This window comes from Arenibacter aquaticus (assembly GCF_003957295.1).
GTDB classification, from domain to species: domain Bacteria; phylum Bacteroidota; class Bacteroidia; order Flavobacteriales; family Flavobacteriaceae; genus Arenibacter; species Arenibacter aquaticus.
The window spans coordinates 15,370-28,997 of sequence record NZ_RQPJ01000015.1 but is presented as its reverse complement, the minus strand read 5'-3'; the positions used below and the strand labels follow the sequence as shown (position 1 = coordinate 28,997).

The following is a 13,628-nucleotide window of genomic DNA, read 5'->3' as shown; positions in this document are numbered from 1 at the left end:
TATGTAAAAAATAAAAAACCCCACAATTGTGAGGTTTTAAACAGTCGTGGCAAGAATTTTAGAAAACCAGATCTACCACTAAATCAAATTCATCATATATGGTTTTGTCCCCTAGGTTATCAAAAAAACTTCCGGAGCCATATTTAACCTCGTATAAGGAACGGTCTACCTTCATTGTTGCGGTAGCCTTGCTTCCGTAAACCGATATGTCAAAGCTGATAGGCTTGGTTTTTCCTTTAATGGTAAGGTCTCCCTTAACTTCATAAGAATTTTTTCCACTTGCTTTTACCTTTGTAAAAACTAATTTGGAAGTGGGATGGGCGGCTACACCAAAGAAATCGTCAGATTTAAGGTGATTCTCCAGTTTGCCTTTGGATTTCCCTTCAAGATCGTGGGAAACCAAGGACCCCATATCAACAGTGAATTCTCCTCCTATTAGTTGATTTCCATCAAAAATTAGGGCTCCCTCTTTTAGGTCTATGGTACCGTAGTGTGATCCTGTTACCTTATATCCCTTCCAGGTTACGGTACTTTCTGAGGTCTTTACCTGCTTTTTTTCGTTGTCAATTGTTGTGCTGGCAATGGAGGAGAAACCTGTAAATACTGCCAATACCAAACTCAATGCGCTTTTTTTCATAATTTTAATGTTTAAATGTTTAATAATTTGTGTTAGGATTTAAATTATAAGTGAGTAATTAAATTTTCTTTTGCTTTTCTTACCTTTTGGTAATGTTGTGAGGCATCTTCCTCGGATCTATAACCAATGGCAACTATGACTGCTGCGTTCAACCCTTTTGTGGTAAGCCCTAGGATTTCATTGAATTCCGTGCTGTTGAACCCTTCCATGGGACAGCTATCTATTTTTAAGTCTGCCGCGGCAGATAATAAATTTCCCAAGGCAATATAGGTTTGCCGTGCTGTCCAAGTGGCCTTTTCAGATTCGGAAAGTGGAAGTAGTTTAGATTTCATAAAGTCGGCATAACCTTCCAGATCTTCACTGGCAATACCCCGGGTTGTGCTTACGTTCTGCAAGTAATTGTCTATTAGTTCCTCACCAAAAGTTGTTAGGTTGGCCAAGACAAGGACATGGGAGGCTTCGGTTATTTGGGATTGCCCCCAAGCCGCAGGTTGTAATTTTTTTCTTAGTTCTTTGTCTTCCACAACCAAAATTTCATAGGGCTGTAAGCCGTATGATGAAGCGCTTAGGCTAGTTGCTTCCAGCAATATATCCAGGTCTTTTTCGGGTACTTTTTTGTAGTTGTCAAATTTTTTGGTGGCATAACGCCAGTTTAGATTTTCTATATATGAGTTCATATTATTAATTTAATGTGTATTCATTTTTTAATGTATGCTAAAATTTATCCAATAAAGCGTTCAATTTTTCCAGATCGTTGTTGGTGAAATCTCTAAGCAACTGCTCCTCGGCCTCTGCCATTACCTTGTCAATATTGTTTAAGGCCTCCTCGCCCTTAGGGGTAATGCTTATTTCCACTTTTCTTCTATTGCTTTTGCAGATAACCCTATCTACATATTCCTTCTGAATTAATTTGTCTACCAATCTGGTGGTATTGCTCATTTTGGTCACCATTCTTTCGTTTAAAGTGGAGAGATTGGCCGGTTTCCCTTTTTGTCCCCTAAGTATTCTAAGAACGTTAAATTGTTGTAACGATATCCCAAACGGCTTAAGCTGATGGGTGAATACTTCGTTTATCATGGCCTCCACTAAACTTAAGTGTATTAAGGTCCTGCTTTTTATGGGTAGTTTCTTATCTGTTTTTATTCGCTCCTCTACATTCATGTCCGTACAATTGTTGTAGATACAAATGTAGTAGACAATTTCAAGTTTTCAATATTTATGGCTGATAATATTTTGTTAAAAACTTTAAATGATAGGCAAACGTGGCGGTGTCGGGGTTTACAAAGCCTGGTTTGAGTGTTATAAATTAAATGGAAGGGTGATGTTTTTTTGTAAAAACACTAATTTTGAAAAATAAATAAATAAACAAATGGCAGATTTAACACAAGAGGAGTGGAGTTCACAATTGGAAAGTGATGAGAATACCTTTATATTGGATGTAAGGACTCCTGAAGAAGTAGAAGAGGGGTATATTCCCGGAGCAACCAATATAGATATCTATTTAGGGCAAGAATTTGTTGATGAGTTGGAAAAGTTGGATAAGTCCAAAAACTACTACGTTTATTGTAGATCCGGTCAACGAAGTGGACAGGCATGTGCCATTATGAATAAACTAGGTTTTGAAAATGCCTATAATTTGGAAGGTGGCTTTATGAATTGGACAGGGGACATCGTAGAATAGGCTTTTTTTGGTTCCCCTTTACTGTTATAAGAAGGGGCTGTGCTGGGTAGTGTATTTTCGGTGTAGTCTTTTTGATGTAATTTATTTTCTTTACATTGGGCTATGCGGGAAGACCTGTTGCATTTTATCTGGAAGTACAAAAAGTTGCAATTGGAGGAATTGCGTTCCTCCAAGAATGAATCTATTCAAGTCTTGGATGTAGGAACGCATAACCTTTTATCCGGTCCCGATTTTTTTAATGCCAGAATACGAATAAATGGACAGCTTTGGGCCGGTACGGTAGAAATGCATCTTAGGTCTTCTGACTGGTATGCCCACCATCATGAACGGGATCCCAACTACAACAATGTTATCTTGCATGTTGTTTGGGACGATGATCTGGACGTATTTAGGAGTGATAATAGCAGCATTCCAACCTTGGTTCTTAAAAAGTATATTTCCCAATCGGTTTTAGAGGAATACCAAAAATTATTCCATCGGAAGGATGGGGTTTTTATTAATTGTGGACAGTCTATATCAAGAGTAGATGATATTATTGTCAAAAAATGGTTAGAACGTCTGTATTTTGAGCGCTTGGAACAAAAATCCTGCTTGGTTCAAAAACTGTTGAAGGACTCCAATAATGATTGGGAACAAGTTTTCTTTATTGTGCTGTGCAAAAACTTTGGACTTAAAATTAATGGAGAGTCTTTTTTTGAAATTGCCTGTGCACTGGACTTTTCTATGATTAGAAAGATACAGGCCAATACCTTACAAATGGAAAGTGTGCTGTTTGGTTTGGCCGGTTTTTTGTCCGACGAAATTGTGGGTGACCATTATCATCATAGTCTAAAAAGGGAGTATAACTTTCTAAGGTCCAAATTCAATATTTCTGGGAGCAAGGTGCACAAGGTGGAATTTTTTAAACTTAGGCCTTCCAACTTTCCTACCATAAGGCTTTCTCAATTGGCAAACCTTTATTCTGGCCACCAAAATCTGTTTAGTAAGGCGGTTGGGGCCAGTAGCCTGACGGAATTATATGATCTGTTTAATGTTGCTGCAAGCCCATATTGGGACAACCACTTTACATTTGGTAAAATCTCAAGGAAGCAAGCTAGTAAGCTGTCCAAAAAGTTTGTGCATTTATTGGTTCTAAATACAATTTTGCCTATCAAATTGTGCTACGCAAAATATATAGGTAATGACATTTCAGAAGAGCTTCTGCGTATTGTGGAAGGAGTCCCTACTGAAAGGAATAATATTATTTCAAAATTTAGGGAGCTTGGGTTGCAATTGCCATCGGCCATGCAAGGGCAGGCTGTGTTGCAGTTGTATAATGAATATTGTACTCAAAATAAATGCCTACATTGTGCTGTGGGCCATCAATTATTAAATAGAAAATCCTAATTTTAAAGCATGAATATTTTTTATAAGCTATTGTACTATTTCCAAAAAAGAGGGTTTGAGGTATGTAGACGTATAGCAGAACGGCTAGGGATTAGGACTCGGGTAGTTAGGACTACTTTTATATATCTCACCTTTGTTACCTTAGGGTTTGGGTTTGCCCTTTACCTATTTATGGCCTTTTGGTTAAGGATTAAGGATTTGCTTTACACTAAAAGGACCTCTGTTTTTGATCTTTAAATATGGCTAAACTTTCTAGATCCAGAATATATTTGGCAATAGCCATGTTGGCGTTGGTTATGATGTTTGGGGTGTTTGGTTATAGGTTCTTGTCCGATTATTCTTGGGTGGATGCGTTTTACATGACCATCATTACGGTTACAACTGTAGGTTTTTCTGAAGTACGGCCACTGGATCCACCGGCGAAAGTTTTTACCGTACTCCTAATTATTACCAGTGTATTTATTTTTGCGTTTGCCATCTCAGTGATTACAGAATATGTTCTTAGTAGAAATTCTCTTCAACTTCTAAAGAAAAAAAAGGTGAAAAATAAAATAAGGAGTTTAAATAATCATATTATTATTTGTGGATTTGGGCGCAATGGAAATCAGGCGGCCCAAAGGTTAACGGCTTATAAAAGGCCTTTTGTAGTGGTGGAAAGGGATAAGGAGGTCATAGAGAAATATGATGATGATATCCTTTTTGTAGAAGGGGACGCCAATGAGGACGAGGTGCTGGCCCAAGCTGGTATTGAAAACGCAAAATACCTAATAGCCGCTTTGCCGGACGATGCTGCCAATCTTTTTGTGGTCCTATCGGCCAGACAATTAAATAAAAGTCTGTTCATAATAAGTAGAGCTTCGCAGGTGGCTTCACAGAAAAAACTGAAACTTGCCGGTGCTAATAAGGTGATTATGCCCGATAAGATTGGTGGCGACCATATGGCGTCATTAGTGGTAATGCCAGACTTGATAACCTTTATGGACAAACTCTCTACAGAAGGGGAACACACCACTAATTTGGAAGAGGTTACCATAGAGAATTTTATGACCAATATAGATAATCACTCCCTTCGTGATCTAGACCTAAGAAGAAAAACCGGCTGTACCATAATAGGATATATTGAACCTGATGGGAATTATATTATTAATCCCGAAGCGGATTTAAAACTGCAGCCACAGGGTAAGGTTATTGTACTTGGAAGGCCGGAACAGATTAAAAAATTAAATGAAATGTTCCATATTGTTTGAGTATCTTTCAACAATAATATTTGATTCCATAGAATATTTTTATGATCTTGCCCGATATTTTATGTCGAACCAACAAAAAACATAAACATTTTTAATTCTATGAAGAATATTTTCTCTTCCATTTTTTTGCTACTTTCTTTTACTGTCTTTTCCCAAGAACTTGTTGTTAAGGAAACCGTTTTAAATCCTTCCAACAGAATTAATGATGGGGTAATAAGGGTTGAGGTAGACGGAGGTACTCCACCGTATCATTATAAATGGAGTAATCAAAGTACTCCATTGACCTCCAGTCAATCTACGGGATTGGTGGAAGGCTCCCCTTATACGGTAACTATTACAGATTCTAAAGGATTAAGTGTTACTAAGGAATACAAAGTGCCCGCCGAGGCCATCACAGAATTTTTCAACGGAATTATGACCCCAGCAGTAAGTGCCTTGGGGTCTGTTTTGTTTTGGGACCCATTTGCCGCAATTGGGGTATATGATCCTGTTATATATGCTGATGTAAAACGGGTGGAAATACCCGGATGGTCCCCAGATGTGCAGGATAAATTTACCTTAAAGGAATGGTTAAGGCCGGAAGGGCAAAAGGTAAAAAAAGGAGAAGAGATTGCCGTAATTTCCAAAAATAACGGGGATACGGAAACTATTTTGGCCCCTGTCAATGGTGAGTTAAGGTATTTGGTAAAAGAAGGTGGGGTAATATATAATTGGGAAAACCCCGAGCACGTTATTGAACAAGGGGCGCATATACTTGCTCAGATTAAATATGATGAGCCGGTTGTAATTGCCCACCCCAATGGGGATCCACAGCAAAAAGCCATACCTTTTATTGTAATATGGTTGGTTGTAGGGGCTGTTTTCTTTACCCTTAGGATGGGCTTTATCAATTTACGTGGATTTAGGCACTCCATTGATCTGGCAAGAGGAAAATATGATGATCCTGATGCCCCTGGACAGGTAACGCATTTTCAGGCTTTGGCAACAGCTGTTTCCGGAACGGTAGGTCTAGGAAATATTGCAGGTGTTGGGGTAGCTGTGTCCCTAGGGGGAGCTGGAGCAACCTTTTGGATGATTGTTTGCGGATTGTTGGGAATGTCTTCTAAATTTGTGGAATGTACCCTGGGGGTTAAATATAGAAATATACTTCCTGATGGAAGGGTGTTTGGAGGGCCTATGAACTACCTTCGATATGGCTTGGAAAAAAGAAATTTAAAAGGTTTTGGAAAAGTGTTGGCCGGCCTATTTGCTATATTGGCAGTTGGGGCTTCCTTTGGAGGGGGAAATATGTTTCAGGCCAATCAATCCTTTGAGCAACTTTCTGGACAATTTCCGGCCTTACAGGGAAATGGATTTTGGTTTGGGGTGATAACAGCTGTGCTTGTAGGTGTGGTTATTATTGGAGGTATCAATAGTATTGCCAATGTTACCGGTAGGGTAGTACCTGTAATGGCTTCTATTTATATTCTTGCCGCCTTGACCGTAATCATTATCAATATAGAAAACATAGGACCTGCGTTTGCGGCCATAGTAGAAGGGGCCTTTAGTCCTAGTGCCTTAAAAGGAGGTGTTGTAGGGGTGTTGATTGTTGGTTTTCAGCGGGCGGCATTCTCCAACGAGGCCGGCGTAGGATCGGCGGCAATTGCCCACAGTACCGCCAAGACCAATCATCCGCCCTCCGAAGGTTTTGTGGCCCTTTTGGAGCCCTTTATAGATACAGTGGTTGTTTGTACCCTGACTGCCTTGGTACTCATCTTTACCGGAATGCATGAAGTAGAGGGGATGGCAGGTGCCCAATTAACGTCCGATGCCTTCGGGAGTGTACTTTCATGGTTCCCCTATGTGTTGGCGTTGGCAGTGTTCCTTTTTGCTTTTTCTACCATGATTTCATGGTCTTATTACGGGATGAGGGCTTGGACCTATCTTTTTGGGAAAAGTAAAAAAGTAGAATTTGTATATAAAATGTTATTCTTGGTTTTTGTGGTCGTAGGTGCATCTGTGAGTTTGGGAGCCGTATTGGATTTTTCAGATATGATGATCTTGGCCATGTCCTTCCCTAATATTATAGGCCTGTACTTAATGTCGGGCGAGGTGAAAGGTGATTTGGATGATTATTTGAAAAAACTTAAGTCCAAACTCTTATTCAATAGTAAAGAGAAAGGGTAACCGTTCATATAAAGATAAATGTAGATCCCATCCTACTCCAAATTTTAGAGCAGGATGGGATTTTTTCTTTTATAACGAGGGGCCAGTTATCTTGTTTTTCGTATTTGTTTCCGGTCCTAATGCCTAAATGCCGCTGTCTCAATTATTCCATTTTTTTAGTATATTTAGAAAGCCTAGTAAGTAATGGGTGTTGTGTCATGGGTTTGAGGCAATGCGGATTGTTCTTTTGGTACGGGTAGCTGTTATAGTTATACGATCGGCCTTTTTTTTTATGGGGCCTTAACCTTGTTGCCTTTATGGGGACAAGCTGCTTTTCTAGGATATAGGAGTAATTTAACTGGTCTAAAGGATTAAAATGTGAACAATAGAGCGCCAAAATCCTTTCTTAAGTTCAATAAACAGGAGCGGAGTGGGATTTTTTTTCTGCTATTGTTGATTGTTGTTTTTCAGATACTTTATTTTGTGGGGTATGCCTACCCTACAGACAATACTCCGCAAATATTCACAGAGGATGTTGATTATCAGATGAAAATGGAAGAGCTCAAGGAGCGGAATTCAAAAAGGGACTCCATGGTAATTTTTCCATTTAATCCAAATTTTATTTCAGATTATAAGGGTTATACCTTGGGGATGTCTCCAGGGGAAATAGATCGGCTTCACAATTTTAGGGCCAATAATAAATTTGTTAATTCAGAAAAGGAGTTTCAATTGGTTACCCGTATCTCCGATTCCTTATTGGATAAATTGGCCCCATACTTCAAGTTTCCTGATTGGGCCACTGACAGAACTAAGACCGATTTAACGGCAACGGACAAAAGTGAAGTGGTAGACACGCCTTATCCTATTAGGACATACGAAAGTCACAGGGCTTTAAGTTCCATTAAGATAAAAGATTTAAATAAGGCAACGGCCCAAGAGTTAAAGGATATTAGAGGTATTGGGGATAAATTGTCCCAACGCATTGTGAAATTTAGGGATCGCTTGGGAGGCTTTATAGATGAAAGGCAGCTGAGTCATGTATACGGTTTGGATTTAGAGGTGGTAGATCGGGTCTTGAAAAGGTATAGGGTTTTGAACCCTCCGCCTATTTCAAAAATTAATATAAACAGCTCATCTGTACATGATATAGCCAAGCTGGTTTACTTTAAGTATTCCGTTGCGGCTAAGATAGTAGCTTACAGGCAGCAGGTAGGTGCTATTGACTCTTTTGATGAATTGGTGAATATTGAAGATTTCCCTTCGGACAAATTAGATATAATTCAGTTATATTTGCAATTATAAAAATTGCTAAGAATGGTTATTGATACCCCTACTACAATGAGTTTTGATTATTCCGAAACTCAAAAAATGGTGGCCGCCTCTGCCAAAGAGTTTGCCGAACAGTATATTAGGCCCTTTGTAATGGAGTGGGATGAATCTCAAACCTTTCCTGTTGAGGTCTTCAAAAAAGCCGGGGAAATGGGTTTTATGGGGGTTTTGGTTCCAGAGGAGCTAGGAGGTTCCGGTTTGGGTTACCATGAATATATTGCCATAATAGAGGAGATTTCAAAGGTAGACCCTTCTATTGGGTTGTCGGTTGCGGCGCATAACTCATTGTGTACCAATCATATCCTTGCCTTTGGAAATGAGGAGCAGAAGAAAAAATGGATCCCTAAACTGGCTACTGCCCAATGGATAGGTGCCTGGGGTTTAACGGAGCACAACACCGGTTCTGACGCAGCAGGAATGAGTACTACTGCGGTTAAAGAAGAGGGGTACTGGGTTTTGAACGGTGCAAAGAATTTTATTACCCATGGAAAAAGTGGTGATATTGCGGTGGTTATAGCCCGTACAGGAGAGAAAGGCGATAGTCGGGGAATGACGGCTTTTGTAGTAGAGCGGGGTACAGCTGGTTTTGGTAGCGGTAAAAAGGAGAACAAATTAGGTATGAGGGCCAGTGAAACAGCGGAGATGGTGTTTGATAATTGCAGGATTCCAGATGCCAATAGGCTGGGTGAAGTAGGCGAGGGATTTGTGCAGTCTATGAAAGTTTTGGATGGCGGAAGGATCTCTATTGGAGCCCTGTCCTTGGGAATTGCAAAAGGAGCCTATGAGGCAGCCTTGAAATATTCAAAGGAAAGGGTGCAGTTTGGTAAACCAATAAGTCAGTTTCAGGGGATATCCTTTAAACTTGCCGATATGGTTACAGAAATAGAGGCTTCTGAATTGCTGTTGCACAAAGCTGCTTTTCTTAAAAATGAAGGACGTAGCGTCACCCAAATGGGGGCCATGGCAAAAATGTATGCTTCGGAAGTTTCTGTAAAAGTGGCCAATGAAGCGGTGCAGATCCACGGTGGATATGGATATACCAAAGACTTTCCGGTAGAGAAATTTTACAGGGATTCCAAGTTGTGTACCATTGGAGAGGGGACTACCGAAATTCAAAAAGTGGTTATCTCCAGAAATATTTTAAAATAATTGTTCGTATTTAATTTTAAAAATTTATATTTGCACCCTTAATCACAAAAGAGAGGAGGTTATTGCCCATGTTAATAATACCAATAAAAGAAGGAGAAAACATCGATAGAGCTTTAAAGCGTTTCAAGCGAAAGTTCGACAAGACAGGTACAATGCGACAGTTGAGAAAACGTCAGCAGTTTACAAAACCATCTGTTGAGCACAGAGCTAAAATTCAAAAGGCTCAGTACATTCAAGGTTTAAGAGATAAAGAAGAAATCTAGGCCTGATTGTAGTTATATGGAATACAAAAGTCCCGCTTTTAAAGTGGGACTTTTTTTATGCTCTTAAATCAAGTGTGGAGCTTAACTTTTGTAACTTTGGTTTATGGCTATAGAATCTTTTGTTTCCTATCTCTCCTTGGAGAAAAACTATTCTCCGCATACTGTCCGGGCCTACGAAAAGGATTTAATGGAATTTAAGGTGTTTTGTGATAAAGAGTTTAAGGAGGGTGATTTGGACGGGGTGTCCTATACTGTGATTAGAAGCTGGATTGTTTCCTTGGTGGATTCTGGTCTGTCCAATAGGTCTGTAAATCGGAAGGTGGCATCGCTAAAAGCGTATTATAAATTTCTTTTAAGGTTGGGTGTGTTGGAAGTTAGTCCACTTGCCAAGCATAGGGCTCTTAAAGTCTCAAAGAAAATAGAGGTTCCGTTTTCTGAAGTGGAAATGGGGGAGGTGCTTTCACAGATACCGTACCCTGATGGTTTTGAAGGGGTGCGGGATAGGTTGATTATTGAGTTGTTGTACGTCACCGGTATGAGAAGGGCCGAATTGATAAACTTGAAGCTTGGTGATCTGGATTATGGATCTATGACCATCAAGGTGTTGGGTAAACGGAATAAAGAGAGGGTGATACCGCTATTGGAGGGGATCAAACAGCTCTTGGAGGGTTATTTCGTTGAACGCAACGCATTGAATGGGGTGGCAGGGGAGCCTTATATTTTTCTTTCTTCCAAAGGCAATAAAATGTACGAAATGCTTGTTTATAGAATTATAAATAAGTATTTTAGTTTGGTGTCGGCCAAGGTAAAAAAGAGTCCGCATATTTTAAGACATACCTTTGCGACACATTTGTTGAATATGGGGGCTGACCTTGACTCTGTAAAGGAGTTGCTGGGACATTCCAGTTTGGCATCAACACAAGTTTATACCCATAACAGTATTGCGGAATTAAAGAGGGCACATCTCTTGGCTCATCCGAGAAATAAGAAGTAGTGCTATGGGATGCTTTTCTATTGTTTAATTTTTAAAACTTCATTCTATGAAAGTAAACACACAATCGGTAAATTTCAATGCTGACGGAAAACTTATTGATTTTGTTCAATCCAGGTTGAATAAAATGGAATTGTTTTATGACAAGGTAATAAGTTCTGACGTCTATTTGAAGGTTGAAAATACCAGTTCCAAAGAAAATAAGATTGTTGAAATCAAGGTACAGGTGCCAAAAGATAGATTTGTTGTAAAAAAACAATGTAAGACCTTTGAAGAGGCTATTGATATGGCTTGCAGCTCGTTGGAAAGGAAATTGGTAAAACGAAAAGAAAAAATTAGGCTTTATGCGTAAAAAAAATCAAAAAAATGTTTTGAATATTTAAATAAATATCTACATTTGCAGTCCGTTAGAAATAGCGGACTTTTTTTTGAAGAAAAAAGTAACAAAAGCCGATGTAGCTCAGCTGGCTAGAGCAGCTGATTTGTAATCAGCAGGTCGTGGGTTCGAGTCCCTCTATCGGCTCGAAAATGAAAAGAAGATGTAATGTTTTCTTAAGTTCTTTAAAAATTGAAATTAATGGTTCGGGGAGATACTCAAGCGGCCAACGAGGGCAGACTGTAAATCTGCTGACTACGTCTTCGCAGGTTCGAATCCTGCTCTCCCCACTAAGGCTTAAAATGGTCTTTGTATGAAAATACAAAAAGAATTTTTTGAAATTATGAAATAAATTTTTAGGTTTGCCTAAAAATTAAAAAGCGGGAGTAGCTCAGTTGGTAGAGCGTCAGCCTTCCAAGCTGAATGTCGCCGGTTCGAACCCGGTCTCCCGCTCAAAATTTTAATAGCAAAAGCTCCTTTGATGGGGCTTTGCGCAATTAGAATTAAATGGACTGGATTTTGAGAATTCTGTCCAGAGCGGGGCCGGGGGTAACTTCGTCAACGCTCTTTGACTTTGGGTTAAGGGTTGTAGTTTTTAATTGGGCCTGGCCCAAGGGTTAAAATTAAAGATGCCGGTGTAGCTCAGGGGTAGAGCGTTTCCTTGGTAAGGAAGAGGTCATGAGTTCAAATCTCATCATTGGCTCAAGTAAGGCATTATTTGTACACTAATATAAACTAAGAATTAAATTTAACAAACATGGCAAAGGCAACATTTGATCGTTCCAAACCGCATTTGAATATAGGTACTATTGGACACGTGGATCACGGTAAAACTACATTGACTGCTGCGATTACTACAGTATTGGCAAACGCAGGACTTTCTGAATTGAGAAGTTTCGATTCTATCGATAACGCTCCTGAAGAAAAGGAAAGAGGTATTACAATTAATACTTCTCACGTAGAATATTCTACTGCGAACCGTCACTATGCTCACGTGGATTGTCCAGGTCACGCGGATTACGTAAAGAACATGGTTACTGGTGCTGCGCAAATGGACGGAGCTATTTTGGTTGTTGCTGCTACTGATGGTCCTATGCCTCAGACTCGTGAGCACATCCTATTGGGTCGTCAGGTTGGTATTCCAAGAATCGTGGTATTCTTGAACAAAGTGGATATGGTTGATGATGAGGAGTTGTTGGAGTTGGTTGAAATGGAAGTAAGGGAATTGCTTTCTTTCTATGAGTATGATGGGGATAACGGACCTGTTATTTCTGGATCTGCTCTGGGTGCACTTAATGGTGAGCAAAAGTGGGTTGATACAGTAATGGAGTTGATGGAAGCTGTTGATAACTGGATCGAATTGCCACAGAGGGATGTTGATAAGCCTTTCTTGATGCCTGTTGAAGATGTATTTACTATTACTGGTCGTGGTACTGTTGCTACGGGTCGTATAGAAACTGGAGTTGCCAATACTGGTGATGCGGTTGATATTATCGGTATGGGTGCAGAAAAATTGGCTTCTACCATTACAGGGGTTGAAATGTTCCGTAAGATATTGGATAGAGGTGAGGCTGGTGATAACGTTGGTATCCTTTTGAGAGGTATTGAGAAATCTCAAATAAAAAGAGGGATGGTAATCTGTAAGCCAGGTTCTGTTACTCCTCACGCTAAATTTGAAGCTGAGGTGTATATCCTTAAAAAAGAAGAAGGTGGACGTCACACTCCATTCCACAATAACTATCGTCCTCAGTTCTATGTAAGAACTACAGATGTTACAGGTACTATTAATCTTCCTAGTGGAGTTGAGATGGTTATGCCTGGTGATAACCTTACAATTACAGTTGATTTGTTGTCTCCAATTGCACTTAATGAAGGTTTGCGTTTTGCGATCCGTGAAGGTGGTAGAACAGTTGGTGCAGGTCAGGTTACCAAAGTATTAGACTAATAATATTTAGTATAGTATAATTTACATTGAGGGTGTCTTGCTAAAGCGGGATACCTTTCAATGTAAATATAAGAGGCTGTATCCTATTTCAATGTTAAATTGGTATGGGTGCAGTAAATACGGGTGTAGCTCAGTTGGTAGAGCACTGGTCTCCAAAACCAGGTGTCGGGAGTTCGAGCCTCTCCGCCCGTGCAAAATATAATGGGTTTTTTTCTGATTCGGATGATTTGGTCAGTTTTTGTGGGGACCTTTATTATATAGTTAAGAAAATAAATCTTTCGCAGCATGTTTACATATATAAAGGAATCTATAGACGAACTTAAGAATAATGTCACTTTGCCCTCTAGGGCGGAGTCTTCCAACTTAATGGTAATCGTTGCCGTATTTTCTATACTTTTTGCGTTGGCGACTTGGGGCGTTGATAGTTTGTTTAGTAAGTTGATACAACTTTATTTCAGTAACATAATCAATTAATAGAG

The 13,628-nt window shown here is 39.6% G+C and carries 15 protein-coding genes and 5 tRNA genes; 17 read left to right on the top strand and 3 right to left on the bottom strand.

Features of this window, described 5'->3' with window-relative positions; all coding sequences use genetic code 11:
• Positions 1-58 precede the first annotated feature (58 nt).
• Genes EHW67_RS15100 through EHW67_RS15090 form a run of 3 tightly spaced genes read right to left on the bottom strand, consistent with a single transcriptional unit; the run spans position 59 to position 1,798 of the window.
• Positions 59-637 (bottom strand): YceI family protein, encoded by a 579-nt coding sequence (locus EHW67_RS15100; RefSeq protein ID WP_126163223.1) that lies wholly within the window; start codon positions 635-637, stop codon positions 59-61.
• Positions 638-681: 44 nt separating this feature from the next.
• Positions 682-1,314 carry an NAD(P)H-dependent oxidoreductase gene (locus tag EHW67_RS15095; RefSeq protein ID WP_126163222.1) on the bottom strand — a complete coding sequence of 211 codons (633 nt, stop codon included), beginning with the start codon at positions 1,312-1,314 and terminating at the stop codon, positions 682-684.
• Between the two features lie 37 nt (positions 1,315-1,351).
• The gene (locus EHW67_RS15090) at positions 1,352-1,798 is read right to left on the bottom strand and encodes a MarR family winged helix-turn-helix transcriptional regulator (protein WP_126163221.1); all 447 of its coding nucleotides are present in this window, start codon (positions 1,796-1,798) and stop codon (positions 1,352-1,354) included.
• Between the two features lie 208 nt (positions 1,799-2,006).
• Here EHW67_RS15090 and EHW67_RS15085 point away from each other — a divergent pair, with 208 nt between their 5' ends.
• From EHW67_RS15085 to secE, 17 genes are all read left to right on the top strand, one after another.
• Positions 2,007-2,318, top strand: coding sequence for a rhodanese-like domain-containing protein (locus EHW67_RS15085; RefSeq protein ID WP_126163220.1), 312 nt, complete (start codon positions 2,007-2,009; stop codon positions 2,316-2,318).
• Between the two features lie 102 nt (positions 2,319-2,420).
• Positions 2,421-3,704 carry a DUF2851 family protein gene (locus EHW67_RS15080; RefSeq protein WP_126163219.1) on the top strand — a complete coding sequence of 428 codons (1,284 nt, stop codon included), beginning with the start codon at positions 2,421-2,423 and terminating at the stop codon, positions 3,702-3,704.
• 9 nt (positions 3,705-3,713) lie between these two features.
• The gene (locus EHW67_RS20800) at positions 3,714-3,941 is read left to right on the top strand and encodes a PspC domain-containing protein (protein WP_126163218.1); all 228 of its coding nucleotides are present in this window, start codon (positions 3,714-3,716) and stop codon (positions 3,939-3,941) included.
• Between the two features lie 2 nt (positions 3,942-3,943).
• Positions 3,944-4,951, top strand: a complete 1,008-nt coding sequence (locus tag EHW67_RS15070) for a potassium channel family protein (protein ID WP_126163217.1) — start codon at positions 3,944-3,946, stop codon at positions 4,949-4,951.
• Between the two features lie 99 nt (positions 4,952-5,050).
• Complete coding sequence (locus EHW67_RS15065; protein WP_126163216.1) at positions 5,051-7,117, top strand: amino acid carrier protein; 2,067 nt, start codon at positions 5,051-5,053, stop codon at positions 7,115-7,117.
• Positions 7,118-7,474: 357 nt separating this feature from the next.
• On the top strand, positions 7,475-8,398 hold the full coding sequence (locus tag EHW67_RS15060) for a ComEA family DNA-binding protein (protein ID WP_126163215.1): 924 nt from the start codon (positions 7,475-7,477) through the stop codon (positions 8,396-8,398).
• A 36-nt stretch (positions 8,399-8,434) separates the two neighbouring features.
• The gene (locus tag EHW67_RS15055) at positions 8,435-9,574 is read left to right on the top strand and encodes an acyl-CoA dehydrogenase family protein (protein WP_126163297.1); all 1,140 of its coding nucleotides are present in this window, start codon (positions 8,435-8,437) and stop codon (positions 9,572-9,574) included.
• Between the two features lie 68 nt (positions 9,575-9,642).
• Positions 9,643-9,837, top strand: a complete 195-nt coding sequence (gene rpsU / locus EHW67_RS15050; protein WP_126163214.1) for a 30S ribosomal protein S21 — start codon at positions 9,643-9,645, stop codon at positions 9,835-9,837.
• Positions 9,838-9,940: 103 nt separating this feature from the next.
• The gene (locus EHW67_RS15045; RefSeq protein ID WP_126163213.1) at positions 9,941-10,831 is read left to right on the top strand and encodes a tyrosine-type recombinase/integrase; all 891 of its coding nucleotides are present in this window, start codon (positions 9,941-9,943) and stop codon (positions 10,829-10,831) included.
• Positions 10,832-10,877: 46 nt separating this feature from the next.
• Positions 10,878-11,180, top strand: coding sequence for a ribosome hibernation-promoting factor, HPF/YfiA family (gene hpf, locus EHW67_RS15040; protein ID WP_126163212.1), 303 nt, complete (start codon positions 10,878-10,880; stop codon positions 11,178-11,180).
• Positions 11,181-11,277: 97 nt separating this feature from the next.
• A tRNA-Thr gene (locus EHW67_RS15035) sits at positions 11,278-11,351 on the top strand.
• 61 nt (positions 11,352-11,412) lie between these two features.
• Positions 11,413-11,494: transfer RNA gene (locus tag EHW67_RS15030), tRNA-Tyr, on the top strand.
• Between the two features lie 90 nt (positions 11,495-11,584).
• Positions 11,585-11,657, top strand: a tRNA-Gly gene (locus tag EHW67_RS15025).
• A 178-nt stretch (positions 11,658-11,835) separates the two neighbouring features.
• Positions 11,836-11,907 (top strand) — tRNA-Thr (locus tag EHW67_RS15020).
• Positions 11,908-11,961: 54 nt separating this feature from the next.
• Positions 11,962-13,149: an elongation factor Tu gene (gene tuf / locus EHW67_RS15015; RefSeq protein WP_126163211.1), complete on the top strand. Its 1,188-nt coding sequence runs from the start codon at positions 11,962-11,964 to the stop codon at positions 13,147-13,149.
• Between the two features lie 119 nt (positions 13,150-13,268).
• Positions 13,269-13,341: transfer RNA gene (locus EHW67_RS15010), tRNA-Trp, on the top strand.
• Positions 13,342-13,434: 93 nt separating this feature from the next.
• Positions 13,435-13,623 (top strand): preprotein translocase subunit SecE, encoded by a 189-nt coding sequence (gene secE, locus EHW67_RS15005; RefSeq protein WP_126163210.1) that lies wholly within the window; start codon positions 13,435-13,437, stop codon positions 13,621-13,623.
• Positions 13,624-13,628: the final 5 nt, after the last annotated feature.

Coding starts and splice junctions, on each gene's coding strand:
- hpf (WP_126163212.1), top strand. CDS start 10,878: ATGAAAGTAAACACACAATCGGTAAATTTCAATGCTGACGGAAAACTT.
- tuf (WP_126163211.1), top strand. CDS start 11,962: ATGGCAAAGGCAACATTTGATCGTTCCAAACCGCATTTGAATATAGGT.
- EHW67_RS15100 (WP_126163223.1), bottom strand. CDS start 637: ATGAAAAAAAGCGCATTGAGTTTGGTATTGGCAGTATTTACAGGTTTC.
- secE (WP_126163210.1), top strand. CDS start 13,435: ATGTTTACATATATAAAGGAATCTATAGACGAACTTAAGAATAATGTC.
- EHW67_RS15045 (WP_126163213.1), top strand. CDS start 9,941: ATGGCTATAGAATCTTTTGTTTCCTATCTCTCCTTGGAGAAAAACTAT.
- EHW67_RS15055 (WP_126163297.1), top strand. CDS start 8,435: ATGAGTTTTGATTATTCCGAAACTCAAAAAATGGTGGCCGCCTCTGCC.
- EHW67_RS15065 (WP_126163216.1), top strand. CDS start 5,051: ATGAAGAATATTTTCTCTTCCATTTTTTTGCTACTTTCTTTTACTGTC.
- EHW67_RS20800 (WP_126163218.1), top strand. CDS start 3,714: ATGAATATTTTTTATAAGCTATTGTACTATTTCCAAAAAAGAGGGTTT.
- EHW67_RS15085 (WP_126163220.1), top strand. CDS start 2,007: ATGGCAGATTTAACACAAGAGGAGTGGAGTTCACAATTGGAAAGTGAT.
- EHW67_RS15070 (WP_126163217.1), top strand. CDS start 3,944: ATGGCTAAACTTTCTAGATCCAGAATATATTTGGCAATAGCCATGTTG.
- rpsU (WP_126163214.1), top strand. CDS start 9,643: ATGTTAATAATACCAATAAAAGAAGGAGAAAACATCGATAGAGCTTTA.
- EHW67_RS15090 (WP_126163221.1), bottom strand. CDS start 1,798: ATGAATGTAGAGGAGCGAATAAAAACAGATAAGAAACTACCCATAAAA.
- EHW67_RS15095 (WP_126163222.1), bottom strand. CDS start 1,314: ATGAACTCATATATAGAAAATCTAAACTGGCGTTATGCCACCAAAAAA.
- EHW67_RS15080 (WP_126163219.1), top strand. CDS start 2,421: ATGCGGGAAGACCTGTTGCATTTTATCTGGAAGTACAAAAAGTTGCAA.